The sequence below is a fragment of the Pseudomonas sp. S2_H10 genome (genome assembly GCF_054668285.1).
In genome coordinates, this window is sequence record NZ_CP162754.1 from 1906401 (window position 1) to 1929803 (window position 23403).

Consider the following 23403-nt stretch of genomic DNA (forward strand, 5'->3'; position numbering starts at 1 on the left):
CAAAAATCTAGGCCGCGTATCATATCCAATTTCCATAAAACTGTACCAGCGCCGTGGCAAGATCGGCCTGCAAGGCCTGTTCCAGACACCACGTCTCGGCGTGTTTTTCCAGCTCTGGCCAGTGTTTACGGGTGAATTGCCAGTGGTCGGCCATTTTTTCGCCGGCGTTCCAGGCCCGCCAAAGACCGCTGATCGCCTCCCGCGCGGGCTCGGAAAGTCCCTTTACATAGAGTTCGAGGAAGGCTTCGAGCTTGTCCAGATGGATGTCTTCTTCCTGCCGGTAGATGTGCCAGAGGAATGGCCGGCCAGCCCATTGAGCGCGCACGAAGGAGTCTTCGCCGCGTACGGCGTTGAAATCGCAGCACCACAGCAAGCCGTCGTACTGGTCCTGGCGGACGAATGGCAGCACCTGCACGGTCAGGGCATCACGCACATGCACGGCGCCGGCCGCCAGCCCCTCCACACCGAGCCATCGTTCGACATCACCGAGAATCCGCCCTTCCGGCACCAGAAGATGAGTGGCCGTCGAATCGCCGGCCATCGCATCGAGCCAACTGGCCAGCGCGGTGTTTTCGTAGGCAAACAATGAGATCAACTGCGCGCCGGGGGCACGATCAATCCCCAGTCCTTGCAGGAATTCCGTTTGAGCTTGTGGGTCTTGCTGGAATTGCCGACGCCGTTCCAGCAACCCGCTTTCACGCAGCAACCCGCCCGTGCCCTTCTGGAACCCCGGGAAGAAAAAGAACTTCTGTACGTTTTTGTACTTCACCGAGGGCAAGCCGTGGCAGCCGATCACCCAGTCCTCGGCACTCAGGTAGTCGAGGTTCATCCATAGCGGCGTCTTTTCCCGTTCGACCATGGCGTCCATATAGGCGCTCGGCAATTGGCAGGCAAATGCGGCGATCACCACATCGGCGGCTTCGGTCGGCTGCCACTCGGCTGGCCACTGACGCACTTCGACGCCCTGCTGCCACTGCTGCAGGGCGTGGGTGTCGATTTGCGGACAAATACGCTCGAAGGCGCGCAAATCATCGACCCATAGACGCACTGCCAGCCCATGCTCGGCCACCAGCTGCCGGGCCAGGCGCCAGGTCACGCCGATGTCGCCGAAATTGTCGACCACAGTGCAAAAAATATCCCAGCGGGTTTTCAGTTCAGGCATTCCAGGCTCCCGTTGGCAAAGGCGCCGATTGTCCGCATAAATTACCCCGTGCAGAAGAGCCGACGGCGATTATTCTTCATGCGACAATCCCCCCTCGCCAGTGACCTTTCGCCAGGAGGCAAGCATGCCCCACCGTCCCACGCCGCGCCGCTCCTTCCCGATCAGCCTCAACGCCCTGCAACTGACCGGCAGCATCGCCCTGGGCATGTGGCTGGGATTCATTGCCATCGCGCTGACCTGCTGGCTCGCTTCGCGCCTGCTGTTCAACGAACAACTGGCACCCGTGGCGACAGCCGTGGAGCAATTGGCCAAACCTCCCGCGGTGGCTCAACCCGTGCCGGACATCCCGCCACAGAGCCCGCTGTTCGAACAATACGAAGAGAACCTGCGCAAGAACGAGCAACAGCAACGGCTCGATCAGGCGCGCAGCAGCAGTCGCAACCTGGCCAACCCGAACTGTCAGTTCTGGCTGCAACAGGACCGCACTGCACCCAGCGAAAAAAGCCGCGCCAATGTCCTGCAATTCTGCGATTGATCATGAATAAGCACAGCATCCACCAACTGATTCTCGACAAGCTGCGGATCGATCTCGACATCGCCGAACGGGCTGCGCAAACCGCTTACGAAACGGCGACCCACGAAGAAAACATCGCCGAGAACAAGTACGACACCCTGGGACTGGAAGCTTCGTATCTCGCCGCCGGGCAAGCCAGAAGAGTCGAGGAGATTCGCCAGTCACTGGCCCTCTGCCAGAATCTCGCCCTGCGCCCCTATGACGATCAGCGGGGCATCGAAGTGGGTGCGCTGCTCGGGCTCGAGGACGAAAAGGGTCGCGAGCAATGGCTGTTTCTCGCCCCCGATGCCGCCGGACTGAAGGTCGACCTGGTGGGGCAACTGATCACCGTCATTACCCCGCGCTCACCGCTGGGCAAAAGCCTGCTGGGCAAGTTCGAGGGCGATGAGGTGGAAATTACGGTGGCGGGCGCTCGGCAACAGTTCGCTGTCACCGAGGTCGTCTGAGAGGAATGAAACGCTATCAGTGAACGGGCAGTTCGACGCCTTCGAACAGCTCTTCCAGTTCCTGCTTGTTATGGCATTGAATGGCCTTGGCCATGACTTCACGGGTCAGGTGCGGCGCGAATTTCTCGATGAAATCGCACATGAAACCACGCAGGAAGGTGCCGCGACGGAAGCCGATCTTGGTCACGCTGGACTCGAACAACTCACTGGCATCGAGCACGACCAGGTCGCTGTCGAGCTTGGTGTCGACGGCCATTTTCGCCACGATGCCCACGCCCAGCCCCAGGCGAACATAGGTCTTGATCACGTCGGCGTCGGCGGCGGTGAACACCACTTTCGGCGTCAGACCACGATGGCTGAACGCTTCGTCGAGTTTCGAACGGCCGGTAAAACCGAACACGTACGTCACGATCGGGTACTCGGCCAGCGCTTCGAGGGTCAGTTTCGACAGCTTGGTCAGCGGGTGGCCCTGAGGCACGACCACGCAGCGGTTCCAGCGGTAGCACGGCATCATCACCAGATCGCCGAACAACTCCAACGCTTCGGTGGCGATGGCGAAATCCACGGTGCCGTCGGCGGCCATTTCGGCGATTTGCATCGGCGAACCCTGGTGCATGTGCAGGGCAACGTCCGGGTATTGCTTGATGAAATTGCTGATCACCGGCGGCAGCGCATAACGCGCCTGGGTGTGAGTGGTGGCGATCGACAGGGTGCCTTTCTTCTCGTTGGAGAACTCCTGGGCGATCTGCTTGATGCTTTCGACCTTGCGCAGAATCTCGCCGGCGGTGGTGATGATACGTTCACCGGCCGGGGTGACCCGGGTCAGATGCTTGCCGCTGCGGGCAAAAACCTCGACGCCCAGTTCGTCTTCGAGCAGGCGGATCTGCTTGCTGATGCCGGGTTGAGAGGTGTAAAGGCTTTGGGCTGTAGCGGAAACGTTGAGGTCGTGGTGCGCCACTTCCCAGATGTAGCGCAATTGTTGAAGCTTCATATGAATCCCTCAAAGCAGGTAGACGCCACGGGCATCAGCGACGATATATAACTATATTAATGGCATGAAGAATAAATCTAGAACTTTTTTATCAGATTGCCACTATTCGTGTTCTAGCGATCCCCTTGACGACGACGTTGCACCAGCGGCACCAGGTAGACCGGCACCTTGGACAGTTGCAACACACGGGCGGCGGTACGCCCCAGCGGCGTTTCCGCACCAGCACCATGGCTGTGACTACCTACGATCAATAAATCCACGGAGAGTTTCTGAGCCTGGTCCAGAATCACCTGCGACGGATCGCCCTGCAGCACCCGTACTGCCTGAATCCGCTCCAGGTCGTGCTCCCCCTCTTCCCCCAGCTCCTCACGAAAACTGTCGAGCACCCGCTGCTCGATACTGGCAATCACCGTATTGAGACCCTGGCTGTGAAACTCGTTCAGCGCCTGTTCATCGAGATAGCTTTGCAGCACCGATTCGGCAAACAACCCCATGGGCTCAACCGCATGCACGACATACAAACTGGCATTGAACGACCGGGCCAGCTCCAGGGCATGCTGCATCACCACGGGCGCGTACAGGCCAAGGTCAGTGGCGTACAGCATCGAACGAATCATATGACCTCCTCGACTGCCAACATGGCGGAGATTTGATTCAGCTTAGCAGTGCCTTGGCGACTACGACGTCCGGCGCAACACATTGAACGGCGGGCTTAAACCTTTTGCTCGTTGCTTATGCCATGGGGCACATGACCGGTGGCGACGACTTCACGGGCCAACTCGCAGTGGCCGGCCTGGTCGTCGAAAAACACATCGGCCGCGAAGGCTTCGAGAAAGGCGGACTTGGTCAGGCCGCCGAGGAACAGCGACTCATCGAGACGGATGTCCCACTCGCGCAACGTGCGGATGACCCGCTCATGGGCCGGCGCCGACCGCGCCGTAACCAGCGCGGTGCGGATCGGACAGGCGTCCTCCGGGAATTCACGCTGCAACAGATTGAGGGCGGCGAGAAAGCCCTTGAACGGCCCGCCACGCAACGGCTCGCGGGCGGCCTCGCGCTCGCTGGCCTGGAACGCTTCCAGACCACCGGCCTGATAGATGCGCTCCGACTCATCGGAAAACAGCACCGCGTCGCCGTCGAAGGCAATGCGCAGCTCGTCGCTGGCCGCACGGCTGGCGCCGCCCGACAAAATGGTCGCCGCGGCGAACCCGGCGTCCAGGGCACTGCGTACGTCTTCGGCGTGAGTGGAAAGAAACAGGTCGCAGCCGAAGGCCTTGAGGTAGGGATACGGACTGCGCCCGCCGACAAATGCCGCACGGGAAATCGCCAGTCCGTAGTGGTCGATCGAGTTGAATACCCGCAGCCCGGTGTCGGCGCTGTTGCGCGACACCAGAATCACCTCGACCCGGGCGCGGCCGAGGCTGTTGTTGAGGTTCAAGAGTTTTTGCACCAACGGAAAGGCATCGCCGGGCTCGAGGATTTCGTCCTCGTGTTCGATCTGATACTGCCGGTAGGCTTCGACGCCGCTCGCCAGATAGACCTTGTGGCTTTCGCTCAGATCGAACAGCGCGCGCGAAGAAATCGCCAGTACCAGCTTGTCGTCAATTGCCTTTGGCATGCCCTTCCCCCCTCAGGTCGGTCGACTCAGGTGTTGCGTCGATCAATGAAACTCAAGCTGCGATACAAGGCCTCGATGCGCGGCATTTCACACCCCGCGGCCTTGGCTGCCGCCAGTGGCCGGGCGTAGATGGCGGCCAGTTCCAGCGGCCGCTTGTGCAGGAAGTCGTGATACATGCTCGGCCAGTAGTCGGGCATTTTTTCAGTCACCATGAACAAGTGCTCGGCATACCCCGCCGGTACGTCGTGCCCGCAGGCAATTGCGCCTTGCACCACTTCAGCCATCAGCGCCTTGATCAGCTCGCGACTGTCGGCATCGGCCATCAACGGCGTGGTGCTCGCCCCCAGCAAAACCGAGAGACCGTTGTAAGGAATATTCCAGACCAGTTTTTGCCAGCGCGCCTGATGCAAATTCGCCATCGCCTGGGAATCGAGGCCGGCGCTGCGAAACAGACCGACACCCTCCTCGACGATCGCAGTGCGTGTCGGCCCTTCGGCGGGACCGCTGTGATATCCAACGTGCACCGCGCCCAGCGCCTGATGGGTGATGACGCCCGGCGCCTCGCGATGGACGCAGATGTAGCAGAGCCCACCGAGCACATGCAGTGAATCGGGGAGCAACTCACGTAGGCTGTCTTCGACGTCCAGGCCATTTTGCAACAGCAGCACTTTGGCGTTCGGTGCCGCCGCTTGCAGGATCGCGGGCGCAAGGCCTGCGTTGCTGGTGGTTTTCGCGCCCACCAGCAGCCAGTCGCAGGGCGGCATGTCTTCAGCGTTCGAGTAAGCCTGCACCGGGTTCAGCTTCAGCGCTCCATGGGGCGCGCTATCGACTTGCAACCCGTGCTCGGCCACCGCGGAAAACTCGCTGCGCAGCAGAAAATGCACATCAAAACCGGCACGCGCCAACATCACCCCGTAGAAACCGCCGATTGCGCCGGTCCCGATAATGCCGATCGTCGGCCTGGCAACTGTCCCCATCATGGCAACTCCTCTGCTGTTCGACCCAGCGCCTGGCGCACCGCCCGATTGAGTTCGGTGTCGGTCAGGCGCGATTTCAGTGCTCCGAAGAATTCGCCGTCGCGAACGACAAACAGCGCCGGCAAGTGAAAGACCTGATAACGCTCGACCACCCCGCCGTTGTTGCCGGCATCGATCCAGCACAGGCGATCGACTGCCAGGTCGAGTGTCGGCAATTGCTCCCGGGCAAAACGGCAACTGGCGCAGCCGACACTGGTGAAAATAACCAGCGATACGCCGCTCATCGCCAGCAGCCGTTGGTCGGCGTCAAAATCGGTCAGTTCCAATTCGACCACTATACTGGGGGAAACAATGTCAGATGGCCGACACATGGAGTCTGTGTTCATGGGACGTTTTATTCCTCACCCTGACGATGTTCCCGTCGAATTAACGTTGCTGAAACCTGATTGTATTTCGCGACGACAGCTGCACACTATCAGCCTCGGGGGCATGGCTTGCAATTATCACCGCGCGTGGCGTCACGGCACGGCGCTCGAGGTACGCATGCCGACCGTGAACCCGGACATGCGCTACCTGGGCTATGTCGCCTGGTGCCTGCGGCGCAAACGCGGATATCTGGTGGGCATCGCCTTCGTCGACGAACAAACGCTGTTCAGCGCCCGGATGGGTGAGCAGGTGTGCCAGATCGAACGCTACTGCCGCCTGCATGACGCCCACGAAGATTTGCAGGGTATTCAGGCCCTGGCCCTCGAATGGGTCCAGGAACATGCCGACGAGTTCTCTCACGAATCGGTGCGCAAGGCTTTTGCGCAGCCTGTGCCGGAATAGGAGCGTTCTTGATCAGTTTGCCCCCTGCGGCAGGGAAACTGACTGCGAAAGCCCACCAAACCGGCGTCTGCCCATTGTCGAGCCACGGTGTAACGCGCTAAGGTTCGGCTCCCCGACGCGCTTAATTTGCTGTGCTCCGCCGCGCGGGTTCGCTGGCGGCCGGCACCCGTGACCTGACGAGTAAACGATGGCTGATTTACCGATCAACGACCTAAACGTCGCCTCCAACGAGACGCTGATCACTCCTGATCAGCTCAAGCGCGATATTCCCCTGAGCGACGCCGCACTGCGCACCGTCACCAAGGGCCGCGAAGTCATTCGCAACATCCTGGATGGCACCGACCACCGCCTGTTCGTCGTCATCGGGCCTTGCTCGATCCACGACATCAAGGCCGCCCACGAATATGCCGATCGCCTGAAGGCACTCGCTGCCGAAGTGTCCGATACCCTGTATCTGGTCATGCGCGTGTATTTCGAGAAGCCACGCACTACCGTCGGCTGGAAAGGCTTGATCAACGACCCGTACCTGGACGACTCGTTCAAGATCCAGGATGGCTTGCACATCGGCCGCCAGTTGCTGCTGGACCTGGCTGAAAAAGGCCTGCCGACCGCCACCGAAGCCCTCGACCCGATCTCCCCGCAGTATCTGCAGGACCTGATCAGCTGGTCGGCCATCGGCGCGCGCACCACCGAATCCCAGACTCACCGTGAAATGGCGTCCGGCCTGTCCTCGGCCGTCGGCTTCAAGAACGGTACCGATGGCGGCCTGACCGTGGCGATCAACGCCCTGCAGTCGGTTTCCAGCCCGCACCGGTTCCTGGGCATCAACCAGGAAGGCGGCGTGTCGATCGTGACCACCAAGGGCAATGCCTACGGTCATGTGGTGCTGCGCGGCGGCAACGGCAAGCCGAACTACGATTCGGTCAGCGTTGCGCTCTGCGAGCAGGCGCTGAACAAGGCCAAGATCAAGCCGAACATCATGGTCGATTGCAGCCACGCCAACTCCAACAAGGATCCGGCCCTGCAACCGCTGGTGATGGAGAACGTCGCCAACCAGATCCTCGAAGGCAACCAGTCGATCATCGGCCTGATGGTTGAAAGCCACCTGAACTGGGGCGCCCAGGCAATCCCGAAAGACCTCGCCGACCTGCAATACGGCGTATCGATCACCGACGCCTGCATCGACTGGACCGCGACCGAAAACACCTTGCGCAGCATGCATGCCAAGCTCAAGGATGTGCTGCCTAAACGCGATCGCAACTGATCGCCAAACTGGCCGCACAAAAAGCGCAGACAAAAAAACGCCGGGTAGAACCCGGCGTTTTTTTTGCATTCGTTGTTCTGAAGGTCACTGACTCAGCTTGGCCGCATGCCGCTGGTGACGCTCCATGTAGCGCTCGACGTAGGAGCACGATGGAATGACGGTGTAGCCCATTTCGTCAGCGTACTCCAGCGCCTTCTCGGTCAAGGCTGCCGCAATACCGCGACCACGCAATGCGTTGGGCACGAAAGTACGATAGATATCCAGGGTCTGCTTCCCCAGATCCATATAGGTCAGATAGGCACGATGACCGTCCACATTGGTCTCGAACTGATGACCAGCCTGGTCATGGTGGATGGACAACGCCTCGCTCATCACTACTCCTCGCGGGTCTGGAATTCCGACCTCTACCTTACCGATGTTTTTCCGGCGAAGGAACATCTACGCCACCCCGTGCCTGAATGGACACCGAGAAGAGCTGCACCGATCTCGCGCTACCGAGCACGTACAAATAGTAGGCACCATTGACAGAAATGCTCAAGGTGCGCTCGTCATCGTGCAGGTTGGCGGGTGCTGCTCCGGTTCACGCAGGAATGGCTCGACCGAGGGTTACTGCGGGTCGATAGCCTGAACATTGCCGGATGTTGAGACTTAAGACGAGCGCCCGTTGTTAAAGTCACCTGAACATCGAGAAAGATATTGAGAGCTGCTGCGCAAAAGCCGAACAAAAGTGTAGACGAATCCATCTAGGCGGACTTTAGCCAGACCGGGAAAAAGAGCACTGTGCAGCGGGAACTTTTTCTCGCCAGCTCGCTCAGCAACGGGCCTTGCAGCTGGATATTTTTTAAACAGCTCAGTTAAAAGTTGCTCGAAAAAGAATCAACGCCTACAATTTTTTTTGCTTCTTGCTTCACGTCAGTTTTACTTACTACAAGTAATGGGTAGTATGTACGCCGGCTATTTCCTCAATCGGAGGAGATAGCTACTTAATAGAAAGTCCTTGAAGGGGAACACGATGAACAACGTTCTGAAATTCTCTGCTCTGGCTCTGGCCGCAGTTCTGGCTACCGGTTGCAGCAGCGCATCGAAAGAAACCGAAGCACGTCTGACCGCTACTGAAGACGCAGCTGCTCGCTCCCAGGCTCGTGCAGACGAAGCTTACCGTAAAGCTGATGAAGCTCTGGCTGCTGCTCAAAAAGCACAACAGACTGCTGACGAAGCTAACGAGCGTGCTCTGCGCATGCTGGACAAAGCTAGCCGCAAGTAATAGTCCTTCGGGATTGTTATCAAGCCGACCCATTTTTTGGGTCGGCTTTTTTTATTGCCCGGTGTTTCTCCAGGCAATAAAAAACCCGTCGACGCGGTCCGCGCCGACGGGTTCCTGACCTGCGTTACTGCAGCGGGTCGATCGGCGTGCTCGACACCATCGGCGCGGCGCCGTTGCCCGGCACAGCGATTTCCACCGGCAGGCCGTCTTCAGCGGCGACCACATCACGCACCACATCCCAGTTCATGCGCAGGTTGTTGGTGATGTCTTCGCGCTTGAGCATCGCATTGATGACCGCGGTGTGCTTGTCGACCACCGACGGGTTGCCCTTGTCATCCAGCGGCGTATGCGCCTCCAGATAGACCTTGCCGCCACTCATGCCGAACTTGTACGGGTCGTTGATGATCCGCACGGACGTACCGACCGGCACCATGCCCGCCATTTCCAGCACGTTGTTGTTGAACATGCGGAAGCAGCCGTGGCTGGTGCGCATGCCGATGCCGAACTTCTTGTTCGAACCGTGGATCAGGTAGCCCGGTGTGCCCAGGGTGAACTTGAAGGGCCCCAGCGGGTTGTCAGGGCCTGCCGGCACGACGTTGGGCAGCGGATCACCGTCTGCCGCGTGCTCGGCCTTGATCGACGCCGGAGGCGTCCAGGTCGGGTTGGGTGTCTTGGCGGTGATGCTGGTATGGGCAATCGGCGAGCCCCAGCCTTCGCGACCGATACCCAGCGGGAACGTGTAAACCACGTTCTTGCCTTTGGGGTAGTAGTAGAGGCGGTACTCGGCCAGGTTGATCACGATGCCTTCACGCGGGCCTGGTGGCAGGATGAAGCGGGTCGGCAGAATGATTTCCGTGCCGGCGCCCGGCAACCAGGCATCGACACCCGGGTTGGCCGCGACCATTTCCGTGTAGCCCAGATCGTAGGTAGTACCAAGGTCGGCGAAGGTGTCTTCATACTTGGCCTTGATCACCTGCACCTGGCCGATGATGTCCTCGCCGGGCGGTGGCAGGGGAAGCTCCAATGCTGCGACAGGGCCGGCCACAAAAAGGGCGGCAAGGGTCAGGCAGCGGGTGACGGCAGGAAAGCGCGGCAACATCCGGAAAATCCTTCGCATGATCAACTGAGGGTATAAGAACGCGATTGTACACTGCCGCCCGTTATTTCGGGGAGATGGCCTGTTTGCAGGCGATACAAGGTGTTTGGCGATCCTCGATTTCGCGTGGGATAGAGCGATGGCCTGACTTTTTTGAACGTGTACATATCCGTTTTTGCGGTAATGGCGGCTATTGGTTCTGCCCTTACGGCGGGTCACTTGGAAAAACGGAACGCCGCCCGGCCCCAAGTAACACTCTTGCCCCTTTCGTTTGGTGCCTCGCTGTGGCTCGGCATCCTCTCGAGGGGGCAAGAAGATCAAAAAGCCAAAGCGAGGCGGCCTGCCGGCCGGCCTGATCGCGAGGCTGTACATACCTCCTTGTAGGAGCTGCGGTGCGGCGATCCGACTTGCCGGCGATGGCGCCATCCCAGCCAACCCTGCGGCACCTGACACACCGCCATCGCCGGCAAGCCGGGCTCCTACAGAGATTGAGTACATCTGAGAGAGATTGGTTGGCATCCAGGCCGCCATCGCTAGCAAGCCAGCTCCTACAAGGGATCGACGTATGTCTGGGAGATATTGGTCGGCTTCCAGGTCGCCATCGCCAGCAGGCTGGCTCCCACAGAGGAACAACAGCAGATCGGCGTGCATCCACGCTCTCCACCACTCATCAGGCCGAGCGTTAGCTCGCCTGCAGCTCTTGATCTTGACTCACCCGCCCCCTCGGAAGGCTGAGTGGAGGTGTTCATCCGGGGATTGGCGCGCAGCGCCGTTCGACGCAGTCGAACTCATCGCATGTAGGTGCCAGCGAAGCCAACCGGAGGGCGATGCCCCCGGATGAATGCCGGAGCGAAGGAACCCCGAGCCTAAGCGAGGGGCCGTACGCAAGGGGCGAGCGTTTTTTTGGTTACTTTTTTTAGGCGCTTGTAAAAAAAGTGACTCGCCGTAAGGGCGAAACCATAAGCAGCCGTTACCGCAGCAACGGATATGTACACAACCACCCAGGATCAAAGCTCAAACCGCAACTCGGGCCAGATCGGCGAAGTCCCCCGCTTCTGCGACTCAAGAATAGCCCGACACAACGAACACAACCGCTGATCCTGAAACACCCGCCGATCAACACTCGACCAGCGAGGCGAAGCCGGCAACAAACTGCCACACAGGGTGCGATCGGCCGAACCACCCAACTCCAGTTGACGGGTCACCAGATGCACCCGCACTTCCTGGCAGGCGAACAGATCCAGCTGTTCGTCAGGCTCGATCAGTTGGTAGGCAAATAGTGACCAGGCAGGACGCGGCATCGGGGGCTCCAAATCGGGGGCGCCACCTTAGCCGAAAGCCTGCCTCTAGAAAAGTGTCATAACAGCGGTTTTAGGGTAGGCCAGACATTTTCCAGCAACTTGTCCTGGGCCCCGGCCGCCGGGTGTATGCCGTCAGCCTGCATCAAGTCCGGATGGCCACCCACGCCGTCGAGGAAAAACGGCACCAGCGGGATCTTTTTCTCATCGGCCAGGTTGCTGTAGACCTCGGCGAAGGCCTTGGTGTAGCGCACACCGTAATTGGGTGGCAATTGCATACCGAGCAGCAGCACCTTGGCCCCCGCCTCCTGCGATTGCTGGATCATCGAAGCAAGATTTTGTTGCAATTGAGTTGGCAGCAAACCGCGCAGGCCGTCATTGCCCCCCAACTCGAGGATCACCAGTTCCGGTTTATGCTCTGCAAGCAGCGCAGGCAGGCGCGCCTGGCCTCCGGCGCTGGTGTCGCCGCTGATGGACGCATTGATCACTTTATCGTCGAAACCTTCGCGCCTGAGCCGTTCTTCAAGCAACGACACCCACCCCAGCCGGGTATCCAGGCCGAAACCGGCGCTGATACTATCGCCAACGATCAGGACTGTACCCGCCGCTGCGTTTTGGGCCATGCACATCAAGGCCAGGCCAGCACTCAAAAACCAGACACGCATCGGACTCTCCATGGGCGCAAGCATTCTCATCGCGAAGGACCTTAGCAAAGTGGTTCCCAGCGCGGAAGGTGAACTGACCATCCTGCACGAACTCAGCCTGGAACTGAACAAGGGCGACAGCCTGGCCATCGTCGGCGCTTCGGGTTCCGGCAAATCCACCCTGCTGGGCCTGCTCGCGGGCCTCGACCTGCCGAGCAGCGGCGAGGTGACGCTCGCCGGGCAAGGCCTGAGCAACCTCGATGAAGACCAGCGTGCGCGCATCCGCGCCGAGCACGTAGGTTTCGTGTTCCAGTCATTCCAATTGCTCGACAGCCTCAATGCCCTGGAAAACGTCATGCTGCCGCTGGAACTCGATGGCCGCAGGGATGCCCGCGAACGCGCCACCGAGTTGCTGCAACGCGTGGGCCTGGGGCAACGCCTGACTCACTCGCCGCGCCAGCTCTCCGGGGGCGAGCAACAACGCGTGGCGATTGCCCGCGCATTTGCCGCCGAGCCCGACGTACTGTTCGCCGACGAACCGACCGGCAACCTCGACAGCCACACCGGCGAGCGTATCAGCGATTTGCTGTTCGAGCTCAACAAGGAGCGCGGCACGACCCTGGTGCTGGTGACTCACGATGAACGCCTGGCCCATCGCTGCCGGCGCCTGATCCGTCTTGAAGCCGGCCTGCTGGTCGCCCCTCTGGAGCCTTGATGGCACGCTTGCCGCTGTTGCGCCTGTTCAGTCTCGCCATCCGCCAATTGCTGCGCGACGCCCGCGCCGGCGAATTGCGCGTGTTGTTTTTTGCCTTGCTGGTGGCAGTCGCCGCCAGCACCGCCATCGGTTACTTCGGCGCCCGCCTGAACGGCGCCATGATGCTGCGCGCCACCGAGTTCCTCGGTGCCGACCTGCTGCTCGAGGGCAGTTCGCCAGCGCGCCCGGAGCAAATAAAAAGCGGCACCGAACTGGGTCTGCAACACGCGCAAGTCGTGGAATTTTCCAGCGTCATCGCCACCGACAACGGCATCCAGCTGTCGAGCATCAAGGCAGCCGATGACACTTATCCGCTACGCGGCGAACTGAAAAGCGCACCCGCGCCCTTCGCCGTGGAGCAACCCGGGGAGGACCGAAACCCGGTGAAGCCTGGGTCGAGGCACGACTGCTGACCGCCCTGGACCTGAAGATCGGCGACAGCATCGATGTCGGCATGAAAACCCTGAAACTGGCGCGGGTGCTGACGTACGAACCCGACCGCGCCGGCAATTTCTACAGCCTGACGCCACGGGTGCTGATCAACCTCGGCGATCTTGTGGCCACCGGCGTGGTGCAACCCGGCAGTCGTGTCAGCTATCGCGAGCTCTGGCGTGGCAATGCCGAGGCTCTGGAAACCTATCGGCAACTGATCAAGCCGGGACTCGCCGCCAACCAACGCTTGCAGGATGCCCGCGACGGCAACCGACAGATCGGCGGTGCCTTGGGCAAGGCAGAGCGCTACTTGAACATGGCCAGCCTGGTGGCGGTATTGCTCTGCGGCGTAGCGGTGGCGCTGTCGGCAACCCGCTTCGCCACCCGCCGCTTCGATGCCAGTGCGTTGCTGCGCTGTCTCGGCTTGTCGCGCCGGGAAACCCTGGCGCTGTTCAGCCTGCAACTGACCGTCCTCGGATTGCTCGCCAGCATCAGCGGCGCCCTCCTCGGCTGGCTGGCACAGCTTGGGTTGTTTGCCCTGCTGCATGACTTGCTGCCGACCGACGTACCTCCGGGTGGGTTGTTTCCGGCCATTGCCGGGATCGGCACCGGCCTGGTCGCACTGGCCGGTTTCGCCTTGCCGCCGCTGGCGGCCCTGGGCCGGGTTCCGCCATTGCGCGTATTGCGGCGGGACATGCTGCCGATCCCATCCAGCACCTGGATGGTCTACGGCGCGGCGTTGGGCGCGCTCGGCCTGATCATGTGGCGCCTGAGCCTGGACCTGGTGCTGACCTTTGCCCTGCTCGGCGGCGGCGTGATTGCAGCGCTGGTGCTGGGCGGTTTGTTGCTGCTGCTGTTGAAGAGTCTGCGGCGCATGCTCGCCCGTGCATCCTTGCCCTGGCGCCTGGGACTCGGCCAATTGCTGCGTCACCCGCTCGCTGCCGCGGGCCAGTCCCTGGCGTTCGGCCTGATTCTGCTGTCGATGGCGCTGATTGCGCTGCTGCGCGGTGAGTTGCTGGATACCTGGCAAAACCAGTTGCCGAAAAACGCTCCCAACTACTTCGCCCTGAACATCCTGCCTGCGGATAAACAGGCCTTCACCGATCACCTGATCACGGTGTCGGCAAAATCGGCACCCTTGTACCCGGTAGTCCCGGGCCGCCTGATCAGCATCAACGGCGAACCGGTGCAGCAAATCGTCACCAAGGAATCAGCCGGGGATCGGGCCATCCAGCGCGACCTGAGCCTGACCTGGGCGGCGGACCTGCCAGCGGGCAACAAACTCACGGCCGGCAATTGGTGGAACCAGCAAGCGCTGGACGATATTCCCGGTGTGTCGGTGGAAGGCAAGGTCGCCGAAAGCCTGAAGCTCAAGCTCGGCGACCATCTGGTTTTCAGCGTTGGCGGGGTCAATCGCGAGGCGAAAGTCACCAGCCTGCGGGAGATCAACTGGGACAACTTCCAGCCGAACTTCTTCATGATCTTCCAGCCTGGCACCCTGAAGGATCTGCCGGCGACCTACCTGACCAGTTTTTACCTGGCACCCGGTCATGACCCACAAATTGTCGAGCTGTCCCGTGCCTTCCCGGCGGTAACGATCCTGCAGGTCGAAGCCTTGCTGGAGCAACTGCGCAGCATCCTCGCCCAGGTCACCCTGGCGGTGGAATACGTGCTGTTGTTTGTGTTGGCGGCAGGGATGGCCGTGCTGTTTTCCGGTCTGCAGGCGACACTGGACGAACGCATTCGCCAGGGCGCACTACTGCGAGCGCTGGGGGCCGAACGACAATTACTGGTGAAGGCGCGGCGTATCGAGTTCGGCTTGCTCGGTGCGGTCAGCGGTTTGCTGGCGGCATTGGGATCGGAACTGGTGAGCCTGGTGCTCTACCGTTATGCCTTTGACCTGCCATGGCATCCGCATCCCTGGCTGTTGCTGCTGCCACTGCTGGGCGCCGTGCTGATCGGTGGTGCCGGGGTGTTCGGCACCCGTCGGGCATTGAACGCCAGCCCGCTGACAGTCTTGCGCGAGGGTTGATAGACTCCAGCCGTCGCCACCACAAGAAGTTGCCATGAGCCGTTATCGCCCTCCCCGCACCGCCGGCACCGCGCTGATCACCCCTGAAGGTGAAGCGCGGATGCGTGCCGAGTTCCATGAACTGTGGCATGTACGCCGACCCCAGGTGACCCAGGCTGTCAGCGAAGCCGCCGCCCAGGGTGATCGCTCGGAGAACGCCGAATACACCTACGGCAAAAAGATGCTGCGAGAGATCGACAGCCGCGTGCGTTTTCTCACCAAACGCCTGGAGGCGCTGAAGGTCGTCAGCGAAAAACCCAGCGATCCGAACAAGGTCTACTTCGGCGCCTGGGTCACGATCGAAGACGAGGACGGCAAAGAGTCGCGCTACCGCATCGTCGGGCCGGATGAACTGGACCTCAAGCTCGGCCTGATCAGCATTGATTCGCCGTTGGCCCGGGCCCTGATCGGCAAGGCGCTGGACGCCGAAGTCCGGGTGCAGACACCGACCGGTGAGCAGTGTGTTTATATCGTTGCGATCGACTATCCGTAAAATTCAACCGCGGGTGATCAGCCCTTGCCGGGCCACGCGGGTCAGTTGCCTGATCACTTCGGGCGCGTCTTCGAGGCTGGGGGATTGAATCACCGCCAGGTCGAAACTGTCGTCGGCAAAACGGGCGAGCGACTCACCGTCTTCGACAAACTGGATCAGGAAAGCAGCGGGGCCGCCGGTACGACGTGGCCAGCCATCGAGATAACGCAAGAGCGTCGGCTGATGTTTACCGCCAAGCAGGATTTTTGGATTGCGCTGGGTGAGATGTGCCGTGATCGGCGCGGGACGTACAACGGGGTTTAGTGCATTCATTGTGTCGTGTCTCTGCCTCAAAAGTCTGCATGGCAGGTGAGAGGCAACACCGAACCAGCGCTTTAGCGGTATTTCGAAGCCCGTTCCGGCTTCTATCGGCAACTGGATGAGTCACCTGGCGCCCCGCAAGTAGCTGTTTAAATCGGCGCATGGACAACATCCTAGAGAAGCTGACCGGAGAGTGTCAAGAATGACGCGCAACAAAAAAGGCCCGCACAATGCGGGCCTTTTCGTTGAGCCAGAGCGGTCAACCGGCGATGACACGGTCCGCCGACAGTTTGCCCGCGCCTTCGATCAATACCGCGATACTGCCACCGAGCAACGCCAGGGCGAATTCATAACCGTTGTTGGCCATGAACAGGCCATTGCTGATGTGCACCGTGAAAATCGCGACCAGCGACAGGAAGGTCAGGCCCAGGGCGGCTGGGCGAGCCAACAGGCCGACGATCAAGGCCAGGCCGGCGAAGAATTCGGTGCCGCCCGCCAGTGCCGCCATCAGGTAACCCGGTGTCAACCCGAGGCTTTCCATGTACTGCGCGGTTCCGGCCAGGCCATGGCCGCCGAATGCCCCGAAGAGTTTCTGCGAGCCGTGAGCGGCGAAGACAATGCCGACAACGATGCGCAGTACGGTCAGGCCGTAGCCGGCGCGGGTGAACAGTACCTTGTTGATCAGAGTGCTCATGCTGTTTCATTCCTTGTGTGTTGGTTGGCCGCTATATTAATCAGTAAACCGTATGTTAAAAGCGCAAAAAACCCGCCATAACAATCAGATAAGTTGATCATTTACGCGAAACGACCTTTTGTCCCTGGGGCTCCAACGACTCCCGCTCCCGATCGAACGCCAGGTAATACTTGTTCACACTATTAACATAGCTGACAGGCCCCATACCCACCTGCTCCAAGGCAACGCGTTCGACCTGGAAGAACCACTGGTTGGGATTCAAACCGCGCCGCCGCGCTTCGGCGCGCATGCCCTGAACCCGCTCCGGCCCGATGTTGTAGGCCGCCAGCACGAAGGCCATGCGTTCGCGCTCGTTGAGTTTCGGGCTGGCAAAGAACTTGCGCCGGATCATCGCCAGGTACTTGGCCCCGGCCTGCACATTGCCATCAAGCTCCTGAAAATTGTTGACCCCCACCCGCTGCGCAGCAGCAGGCGTGATCTGCATCAGGCCGGTCGGGCCACCGCCACTGCGGGCGGTGGGCTGCAACGCTGATTCCTTGAACGCCAGCGCCGCCAGGTTGAGCCAGTCCATGCCTTGGGCATCGGCGTGTTTCTGCAGCACCGGGCGAAGTTTTTCCAGGCGCTGGCGGTCCGCCTTGGCCAATGGGTAATGCACTTGGTAGAGACGCCGATAGATCCGCAGGAATGCGGCATCCTGATCCGACGGTTTTTTGTAGACGGTGAGGAAGCGATCGATGCTGGCACGCAGCATCGAGGCATCACGGCGCACGAACCAGAATTCCTCTCCCGGATCACTGATGACTACCTGTTTGTCCACACGCAATTTGGGCAGGATCTTGCCCCAGCGTTCGGCAATCGGCTGCTCGACGATGGTCAGGTGGAAGATGCCGCCCTGCACCATCTCCAGCACATCCTCGACGGCAAGGCTCGGATCGACCCATTCGATTGTGACCGGTGGCAGTTTGTGCAGGGCAAGCTTTTGATTGATCTGGCTGACGGCATCCCCGGCGGCGCTGCCGGCCGGTAACGCCAGGGTCTTGCCGGAAAGCTGTTCAAGTTTGCTGTAGCGGCGTTCGCCCTTGATACCGACCAGGACCAACGGAATGTTGCTGGCGATCGGCTCACTGGTGCTGACGGCGAAGCCTGGTTGCAGATCGAGCAACTCGCCTGGCGCCACCAGGTCGCCCTCCCCGCGCTGCAATGCGCCGAGCAGTTGATCCTTGGCCTTGGGAATGATTTTGAGGGTGATTTCCTGCCCGTCACGGGCATGGCCGTTGAGGTATTGCTCGAACGCTCTCAGGCGATGGTATTCAACCCCGATCGCCTGCCCCTGGACTTCGCCGGAACTGTTGCGGCTCTGGTTGACCAGCACCCGCAGCACTCGACTGCTGCGGATTTGCGCAAGGTCGCGCACCTGGCTGGCCGGTACGGCTTGCAGCGGCCCGGGCAGCCGCGCAACCGCCGTCATCGGCAGTAGCAGCGAACAGCACAGCAGTAGCAAAACCGAGGGACGAATCATCCGCTCTCCGGAAAGAATATGAGGCGCGCTTCAATGATGAATGGCATCAAGCACAGCAACAAAACAGAGCGCCCACGGCGCTGACAACGTGCGAAAGACTGGCACAATGATGGCGAAACTACCAACCCGGCCCGTCCCGAGGCTCAAGAGACAGCGTTAACTCGTTGTAGTTCTTGGCTTTTCTTATAAATCCGTAGCTCTGATATGCTTTCCGGCCTTTGAGCCGAGGTAGCACCATGCAACTCATCGATATCGGCGTCAACCTGACCAACGCCAGTTTTGCCGACAAACACCAGGCCGTGCTCGACCGCGCCTACGCGGCCGGCGTGTGCCAACTGGTGCTGACCGGCACCAGTGTCGAGGGCAGTGAACAGGCCCTTGAGCTGTGCCGACAACTGGACGAAAGCGCCCAGCGCCTGTTCTCAACTGCCGGTATCCACCCTCACTGCGCCAGCGACTGGAACGCCGACAGCGCCCGAGGTTTGCGCAGCTTGCTCAAGGAGCCGAACGTGGTGGCCGTGGGCGAATGCGGGCTGGATTTCAACCGTGACTTCTCCCCGCGTGCGCAGCAGGAAAAGGTCCTCGAAGAACATCTGGCCATGGCCGTTGAGTTGCAACTGCCGGTGTTTCTGCACGAACGCGACGCCAGCCAGCGTTTGCTGGAGATCCTGCGCGACTTCCGCGACCGGTTGCCGGCCGCCGTGGTGCACTGCTTCACTGGCGAGCAGAAGGCTCTGTTCAGTTATCTAGACCTGGACTTGCACATCGGCATTACCGGCTGGATCTGCGACGAGCGCCGGGGCACGCATTTGCATCCGCTGGTCAAGGAGATCAAGCGTGGACGCCTGATGCTCGAGAGCGATGCACCCTATCTGCTGCCACGCAGCCTGCGCCCCAAGCCGAAAAACGGGCGAAACGAACCGGCGTACCTGACCGAAGTATTGCGCGAAGTAGCATTGCATCGCGGGGAAAGCCAGGAGGATCTGGCGGCGCACACAACAGCCTGTGCGCGGGCGTTTTATGGCCTGCCGATGATCTCCTGATCACCATAAACCCCACAGGTTTGAAGTTGATCTGCATCAAGAGTCGACTACCTGAGTAGCGGCACAATAATGGCACCTTGCCAAAACTGTTTCCGCTATCAGAGAAGACCTCCATGGGTGCCTGGCTTAGCAATATCTCGCTGAAATACAAATTCTGGGCGGTCAATGCCGTCGCCTTCGTCACCACGCTGCTGTTGGTGCTGTACGCCGTCCACCTCGAGCAACAGGCCCGCGCTGATGCGTCCCAAGCCTCGGCTCAGGCGCAAGCGCGATTGCTGCTCGACTGGCCTGCCGGGCAGCCTCTGCCCCAGACCAATAACCTGCTGACGTTCGATCGCGCACAGACTCCGTCGTTGAACGGGCAACCCATGCCGGAACTCACCCACGCAAACGGCTGGGTCGAGATCAACTCGATGCCGCTGTTCGGTGACAATCCGTTGATGGGTGCCGAAGTGTTCGCGCGCGCCGACGGCCAGCGGGTCGCCGTGATTGCCCACGGTCCAAGCCTGGGCCAGGTGTTCAGCGAGCGCTTCAGCCACTACGCGCTGGCGGTGTTCATCCTGATGCTGGCGATGCTCGGCGCATCGCAGCTGTTGATCCGCTTCCTGCTCAGCCAGCTCAACACCTTGAAGGACGTCATGCTGCACGTGGAGAAAACCGGCGACCTGTCGGCCCGCGTGCCATTGGCTTGCAGCGACGAGGTCGGGCAAATGGCCAATGCCTTCAACGCCATGCAGGCCGGTTATCTAAGGGTGGTCAACACCGTTGCCAGTACCGCCCGGCAACTGGATGACGGTGCCGCGCGGCTGGCGGCGAGCATGAATGAAGTGCGTCACGGCATGCTCGGCCAGCAGAGCGAAACCGATCAGGCCGCCACGGCGATCAATGAAATGACCGCCACGGTCTATCACATTGCCCAACACGCGGGCGCCACCCGAGACCTTTCACAATCGGCCGACACCCTGGCCGGCAGCGGGCAGGAGGTCGTGAACCGGGTGCAGCGTTCGATTGCCGGACTGTCCACCGGCGTCCAGCAGACCGCCGAGATGATTCAACGCCTGGCCGAGGACAGCCAGAAGATCAATGGTGTGGTCAACGTGATTCACAGCATCGCCGAGCAAACCAACCTGCTGGCACTGAACGCCGCCATCGAAGCGGCCCGGGCCGGCGAAATGGGTCGCGGCTTTGCGGTAGTTGCCGATGAAGTGCGCAACCTTGCCAAACGCGTGCAGGCCTCGACGGACGAAATCACCCTGATGGTCTGCGCGTTGCAGGCCGGCACGCGGGACGCCGTGGACTTCATGCAGGAGAGCTCGCTCAAGGCCGACGATTGCGTGCAACAGGCGCAAGAGGCCGGCGCGGCATTGGCCGAAATCACCGGCGCGGTGGCGCAGATGCGTGAAAGCAATACGCAGATCGCGGTAGCGGCCGAGCAGCAGAGCCAGGTGGCGGAAGAGATGAACCGGGCGGTGGTGAGCATCCGTGACGTGACCGAGAACACGGTGCAGCAGACGGTGACCTCGGCGAATACCAGCAATGAGTTGGCGGCGTTGGCTGGGGAGTTGAGCAAGGCGATAGGTCAGCTCAAGCTTTGAGGGCCCTTTCGCGAGCAGGCTCGCTCCCACATGGGATCTATGTATGCCCGGAATCATATGGTCACCGAAGATCAATGTGGGAGCGAGCCTGCTCGCGAAGGCGTCAGAACCGACACCATCAATTCCAGTCATGTCACCTATCAAGCCAATAGCCAGCCTTGATTCGCGGCCAGCATTGACCGGGCCTATTCTTAATCACATGTATTGAACATGGATCGAGGATCAGCATCATGGGCAAGCGTCACCCCAACCTTCCCGCCTGGCAATGGCGAGCGTACCCGAACAATCACCAGCACCCGACCAATCTGGTGTTGCACCTGATCGCGGTGCCGCTGTTCATCGTGGCGTTTCTGCTGATTGTGTCCGGAGTGTTCAGCCTGACCCTTTCGAACATCGCCATCGGCGTGATCGGCGTGATTGCAGCGTTGGCCTTGCAACGCCACGGCCACAGCATGGAGACGCAAGCTGCCGAGCCGTTCGATGACCGCAAGGATGCAATATCGCGCCTGTTGGTCGAACAGTTCCTGACTTTTCCGCGGTTCTTCCTCAGCGGTGGCTGGTGGCGCGCCTGGCGTGAGCGCCACCGCCGTCACTGAGTCAGGCGAATACCGTCACCGTCTGCCGGCTCATGGCGATCAACCGGCCGTCGGCGCTCCACATTTTCGCGGCGGCATGCCCGTAACCGTCGGCGGCGTGCTCGGTCTCGACGAGGTATTTGCACCATTGCAGGGTGTTCAATTGCAGCAGCGGCTGCACGAATTCGATGGTCCAGGTCAGCGTGCTGCCCATCGCCGGCTTTTTCAGAAACGGCATCAGGGCCGGCGGCCAGGCGTCTACCAGGGCCAGGATGTGCGCCTCGCTGATGGCTTCTTCTTTCACATCGCCGCGCAAACGCACCCAGCCACCCATTTGCCGCGATGTGCTGCCGCTGAAGGGCAGCCCGCCGACACTCCAGCGCATCGCCAGATGCCGCATGAACTCCGGGATGACACCTTCGATAAAGGGTAATTCCTGGCACTCGTCCCAGTGCTTCATTTCAGGTGCCGGTTCAGCGGTCACCGCCACTTCCGAGGGACGTGAGGCACCAAAGCTGCCCTGGATCAACGTCACCACCTGCCCCTTCTGCATCACCCGGCCCAACACCTGGCTGACGGCCTTGCCTTCGCGCAAGACGTCGACTTCAAAACTGACCGCAACCTCAGGCTCGACCGGGCCGACAAAGGTGATTGCCAACGAGCGCACCGGGCGATCCGCCGGCACCCGGGCACGCATGGCTTCGTACTGCAAGGCGGCCACCAGGCCACCGAAACTGGCGCGCCCCTGGGCCCAGGAGGCCGGGACAGACAGTTCCTGCGGGTGGCTACGGACAGCGTCGAGCAGTTCGGAAAAACGCATGCAAACCTCAGCGGGCGAAAAAGGATGAAGGGATCTTACCCAGCCGGAGCAGGCTATACAGCACCCATTCCGGCCAAATTGACTGACAGATGAGCCGCACAAGGCTCGTGCCTACAATGGATCTGCGGTGTTTTCAGGATTTGAAACAGGCCTTGCCGAGTTTTTCCAGCACCCGGTCCGCACGGCTTTCGGCCTCGGCCATGGTGGCTTGCCACACGGCAACACAGGGCTGCAAATCCGCTTCCTGTTCGGCCATGGCCAGCCATTGCAGGCAATCGTGCCAGTCACCCAGCGCCCCTTGGGCCGATTTCAACCGGGGCATGGCCGCTTTCGGCAAACGGTCCAGCTCGGGGTAAGCATCGATGCCGTAGCGCACACGCTTGATCAGCAGGCGCAGCCGATGGCGGTCGTGGGCGGGGTCGTGCAGTGCCTTGTTGAGTTTTTGCCACTGTTTGCCCAGGCGTTTTTCGATGAGTTTGCGCAAGCCCTTGAGCAACCCCTGGCGCTGGGCAGCCCGTAGAAAACGCGGAAACGCATCGAGGACGATCAGCAATTGCGCGAGTTCGGTACTGGCCGCCACGGCCGGATAGGCCTCGGCCATTTGCGCCATGCGCCACTGTGCAGCTTGAGGTTGGCCATGCTCGAGCAGATAAGCCGCCAACACTTCACGATCACGCAATGGCGTGGTCAGATCACCCACCCGTGAGGCGGCCGCTTCCAGTTGTTCGACACCCGGCAACTCGCGCAAAGGCCGCAACAGGCTGCGCAACCGCCGCACGGTAGTGCGCAGATCGTGTAACGCTTCAGGGTCAGTACGCTCTTTCAAGCGGGCCTGACAGGCCAACACACGAACTTCCAGGCCCAGAACGCGGGCCACCAACCGATCGATCATGAGGGTTTGCTCCGTAAACAGCGCCATGCGTCACCTGTAGGAGCTGGCTTGCC

25 protein-coding genes and 1 pseudogene are annotated in these 23403 nt (G+C 60.7%); 11 read left to right on the forward strand and 15 right to left on the reverse strand.

The window, feature by feature from the left end; all coding sequences use genetic code 11:
- Positions 1-19: 19 nt before the first annotated feature.
- A complete protein-coding gene (gene earP, locus AB4O16_RS08295) occupies positions 20-1162 on the reverse strand; it encodes an elongation factor P maturation arginine rhamnosyltransferase EarP (RefSeq protein WP_160388942.1) in 1143 nt (380 codons plus the stop codon).
- A 124-nt stretch (positions 1163-1286) separates the two neighbouring features.
- Here earP and AB4O16_RS08300 point away from each other — a divergent pair, with 124 nt between their 5' ends.
- Positions 1287-1697, forward strand: a complete 411-nt coding sequence (locus tag AB4O16_RS08300; RefSeq protein WP_160388941.1) for a hypothetical protein — start codon at positions 1287-1289, stop codon at positions 1695-1697.
- 2 nt (positions 1698-1699) lie between these two features.
- Positions 1700-2182 (forward strand): GreA/GreB family elongation factor, encoded by a 483-nt coding sequence (locus AB4O16_RS08305; protein ID WP_460157506.1) that lies wholly within the window; start codon positions 1700-1702, stop codon positions 2180-2182.
- Between the two features lie 16 nt (positions 2183-2198).
- Here the strand turns inward: AB4O16_RS08305 and cysB are convergent, their stop codons facing one another.
- The 5 genes from cysB to AB4O16_RS08330 form a co-directional block, all read right to left on the reverse strand.
- Positions 2199-3173 carry an HTH-type transcriptional regulator CysB gene (cysB, locus tag AB4O16_RS08310; protein ID WP_015094029.1) on the reverse strand — a complete coding sequence of 325 codons (975 nt, stop codon included), beginning with the start codon at positions 3171-3173 and terminating at the stop codon, positions 2199-2201.
- 113 nt (positions 3174-3286) lie between these two features.
- Positions 3287-3790 carry a universal stress protein gene (locus tag AB4O16_RS08315; protein WP_160388939.1) on the reverse strand — a complete coding sequence of 168 codons (504 nt, stop codon included), beginning with the start codon at positions 3788-3790 and terminating at the stop codon, positions 3287-3289.
- A 95-nt stretch (positions 3791-3885) separates the two neighbouring features.
- Positions 3886-4791 carry a 5'-nucleotidase gene (locus tag AB4O16_RS08320; RefSeq protein WP_150717542.1) on the reverse strand — a complete coding sequence of 302 codons (906 nt, stop codon included), beginning with the start codon at positions 4789-4791 and terminating at the stop codon, positions 3886-3888.
- A gap of 26 nt (positions 4792-4817) precedes the next feature.
- Complete coding sequence (locus AB4O16_RS08325; RefSeq protein WP_460157507.1) at positions 4818-5771, reverse strand: putative 2-dehydropantoate 2-reductase; 954 nt, start codon at positions 5769-5771, stop codon at positions 4818-4820.
- Positions 5768-6154, reverse strand: coding sequence for a thioredoxin family protein (locus AB4O16_RS08330; RefSeq protein WP_460157508.1), 387 nt, complete (start codon positions 6152-6154; stop codon positions 5768-5770). The genes AB4O16_RS08325 and AB4O16_RS08330 overlap by 4 nt, the downstream gene beginning before the upstream one ends.
- Here AB4O16_RS08330 and AB4O16_RS08335 point away from each other — a divergent pair.
- Both AB4O16_RS08335 and AB4O16_RS08340 read left to right on the forward strand, forming a co-directional pair.
- Positions 6153-6596 carry a PilZ domain-containing protein gene (locus AB4O16_RS08335; protein WP_110659444.1) on the forward strand — a complete coding sequence of 148 codons (444 nt, stop codon included), beginning with the start codon at positions 6153-6155 and terminating at the stop codon, positions 6594-6596. The two genes, AB4O16_RS08330 and AB4O16_RS08335, sit on opposite strands and share 2 nt — an antisense overlap.
- A gap of 187 nt (positions 6597-6783) precedes the next feature.
- A complete protein-coding gene (locus AB4O16_RS08340; protein ID WP_160388935.1) occupies positions 6784-7860 on the forward strand; it encodes a 3-deoxy-7-phosphoheptulonate synthase in 1077 nt (358 codons plus the stop codon).
- An 84-nt stretch (positions 7861-7944) separates the two neighbouring features.
- Here the strand turns inward: AB4O16_RS08340 and AB4O16_RS08345 are convergent, their stop codons facing one another.
- On the reverse strand, positions 7945-8232 hold the full coding sequence (locus tag AB4O16_RS08345; protein WP_007973562.1) for a GNAT family N-acetyltransferase: 288 nt from the start codon (positions 8230-8232) through the stop codon (positions 7945-7947).
- 640 nt (positions 8233-8872) lie between these two features.
- Here AB4O16_RS08345 and oprI point away from each other — a divergent pair.
- Entirely contained in the window at positions 8873-9124 is a 252-nt protein-coding gene (gene oprI / locus AB4O16_RS08350) for an outer membrane lipoprotei OprI (protein ID WP_003199355.1), read from the forward strand.
- A 124-nt stretch (positions 9125-9248) separates the two neighbouring features.
- Here oprI and AB4O16_RS08355 read toward each other — a convergent pair whose 3' ends face one another.
- From AB4O16_RS08355 to AB4O16_RS08365, 3 genes are all read right to left on the reverse strand, one after another.
- Positions 9249-10223, reverse strand: a complete 975-nt coding sequence (locus AB4O16_RS08355; RefSeq protein WP_160388934.1) for a L,D-transpeptidase family protein — start codon at positions 10221-10223, stop codon at positions 9249-9251.
- Positions 10224-11227: 1004 nt separating this feature from the next.
- Entirely contained in the window at positions 11228-11521 is a 294-nt protein-coding gene (locus AB4O16_RS08360) for a hypothetical protein (protein WP_007991769.1), read from the reverse strand.
- 56 nt (positions 11522-11577) lie between these two features.
- The gene (locus AB4O16_RS08365; RefSeq protein WP_160386032.1) at positions 11578-12183 is read right to left on the reverse strand and encodes an arylesterase; all 606 of its coding nucleotides are present in this window, start codon (positions 12181-12183) and stop codon (positions 11578-11580) included.
- Between the two features lie 10 nt (positions 12184-12193).
- On the opposite strand from AB4O16_RS08365, the gene AB4O16_RS08370 reads away from it, so the two are divergent.
- The 3 genes and pseudogenes from AB4O16_RS08370 (at position 12194) to greB (ending at position 15912) form a co-directional block, all read left to right on the forward strand.
- On the forward strand, positions 12194-12877 hold the full coding sequence (locus tag AB4O16_RS08370) for an ABC transporter ATP-binding protein (protein WP_150717549.1): 684 nt from the start codon (positions 12194-12196) through the stop codon (positions 12875-12877).
- Positions 12877-15380 (forward strand): annotated as a pseudogene (locus tag AB4O16_RS08375) (ABC transporter permease). The gene AB4O16_RS08370 and the pseudogene AB4O16_RS08375 overlap by 1 nt, the downstream one beginning before the upstream one ends.
- 34 nt (positions 15381-15414) lie before the next feature.
- Positions 15415-15912 carry a transcription elongation factor GreB gene (greB, locus tag AB4O16_RS08380; protein WP_115947228.1) on the forward strand — a complete coding sequence of 166 codons (498 nt, stop codon included), beginning with the start codon at positions 15415-15417 and terminating at the stop codon, positions 15910-15912.
- A 3-nt stretch (positions 15913-15915) separates the two neighbouring features.
- Here greB and AB4O16_RS08385 read toward each other — a convergent pair whose 3' ends face one another.
- The 3 genes from AB4O16_RS08385 to AB4O16_RS08395 form a co-directional block, all read right to left on the reverse strand.
- Positions 15916-16224, reverse strand: coding sequence for a class I SAM-dependent methyltransferase (locus AB4O16_RS08385; RefSeq protein WP_160386030.1), 309 nt, complete (start codon positions 16222-16224; stop codon positions 15916-15918).
- Positions 16225-16471: 247 nt separating this feature from the next.
- Positions 16472-16906, reverse strand: coding sequence for a DoxX family protein (locus AB4O16_RS08390; RefSeq protein ID WP_160386029.1), 435 nt, complete (start codon positions 16904-16906; stop codon positions 16472-16474).
- Between the two features lie 97 nt (positions 16907-17003).
- Complete coding sequence (locus AB4O16_RS08395) at positions 17004-18425, reverse strand: MltF family protein (protein WP_460157509.1); 1422 nt, start codon at positions 18423-18425, stop codon at positions 17004-17006.
- Between the two features lie 236 nt (positions 18426-18661).
- Here AB4O16_RS08395 and AB4O16_RS08400 point away from each other — a divergent pair, with 236 nt between their 5' ends.
- The 3 genes from AB4O16_RS08400 to AB4O16_RS08410 all read left to right on the forward strand — a co-directional run bounded on the left by AB4O16_RS08400 (position 18662) and on the right by AB4O16_RS08410 (position 21659).
- Complete coding sequence (locus AB4O16_RS08400; protein ID WP_460157510.1) at positions 18662-19468, forward strand: TatD family hydrolase; 807 nt, start codon at positions 18662-18664, stop codon at positions 19466-19468.
- Between the two features lie 113 nt (positions 19469-19581).
- Positions 19582-21063, forward strand: a complete 1482-nt coding sequence (locus AB4O16_RS08405) for a methyl-accepting chemotaxis protein (RefSeq protein WP_460157511.1) — start codon at positions 19582-19584, stop codon at positions 21061-21063.
- A gap of 230 nt (positions 21064-21293) precedes the next feature.
- Positions 21294-21659, forward strand: a complete 366-nt coding sequence (locus tag AB4O16_RS08410) for an Mpo1-like protein (RefSeq protein WP_160386025.1) — start codon at positions 21294-21296, stop codon at positions 21657-21659.
- A 1-nt stretch (position 21660) separates the two neighbouring features.
- Here AB4O16_RS08410 and AB4O16_RS08415 read toward each other — a convergent pair whose 3' ends face one another.
- Both AB4O16_RS08415 and AB4O16_RS08420 read right to left on the reverse strand, forming a co-directional pair.
- Positions 21661-22458: an acyl-CoA thioesterase gene (locus tag AB4O16_RS08415; RefSeq protein ID WP_460157512.1), complete on the reverse strand. Its 798-nt coding sequence runs from the start codon at positions 22456-22458 to the stop codon at positions 21661-21663.
- Between the two features lie 133 nt (positions 22459-22591).
- Positions 22592-23350 (reverse strand): CHAD domain-containing protein, encoded by a 759-nt coding sequence (locus tag AB4O16_RS08420; RefSeq protein ID WP_460157513.1) that lies wholly within the window; start codon positions 23348-23350, stop codon positions 22592-22594.
- Positions 23351-23403: the final 53 nt, after the last annotated feature.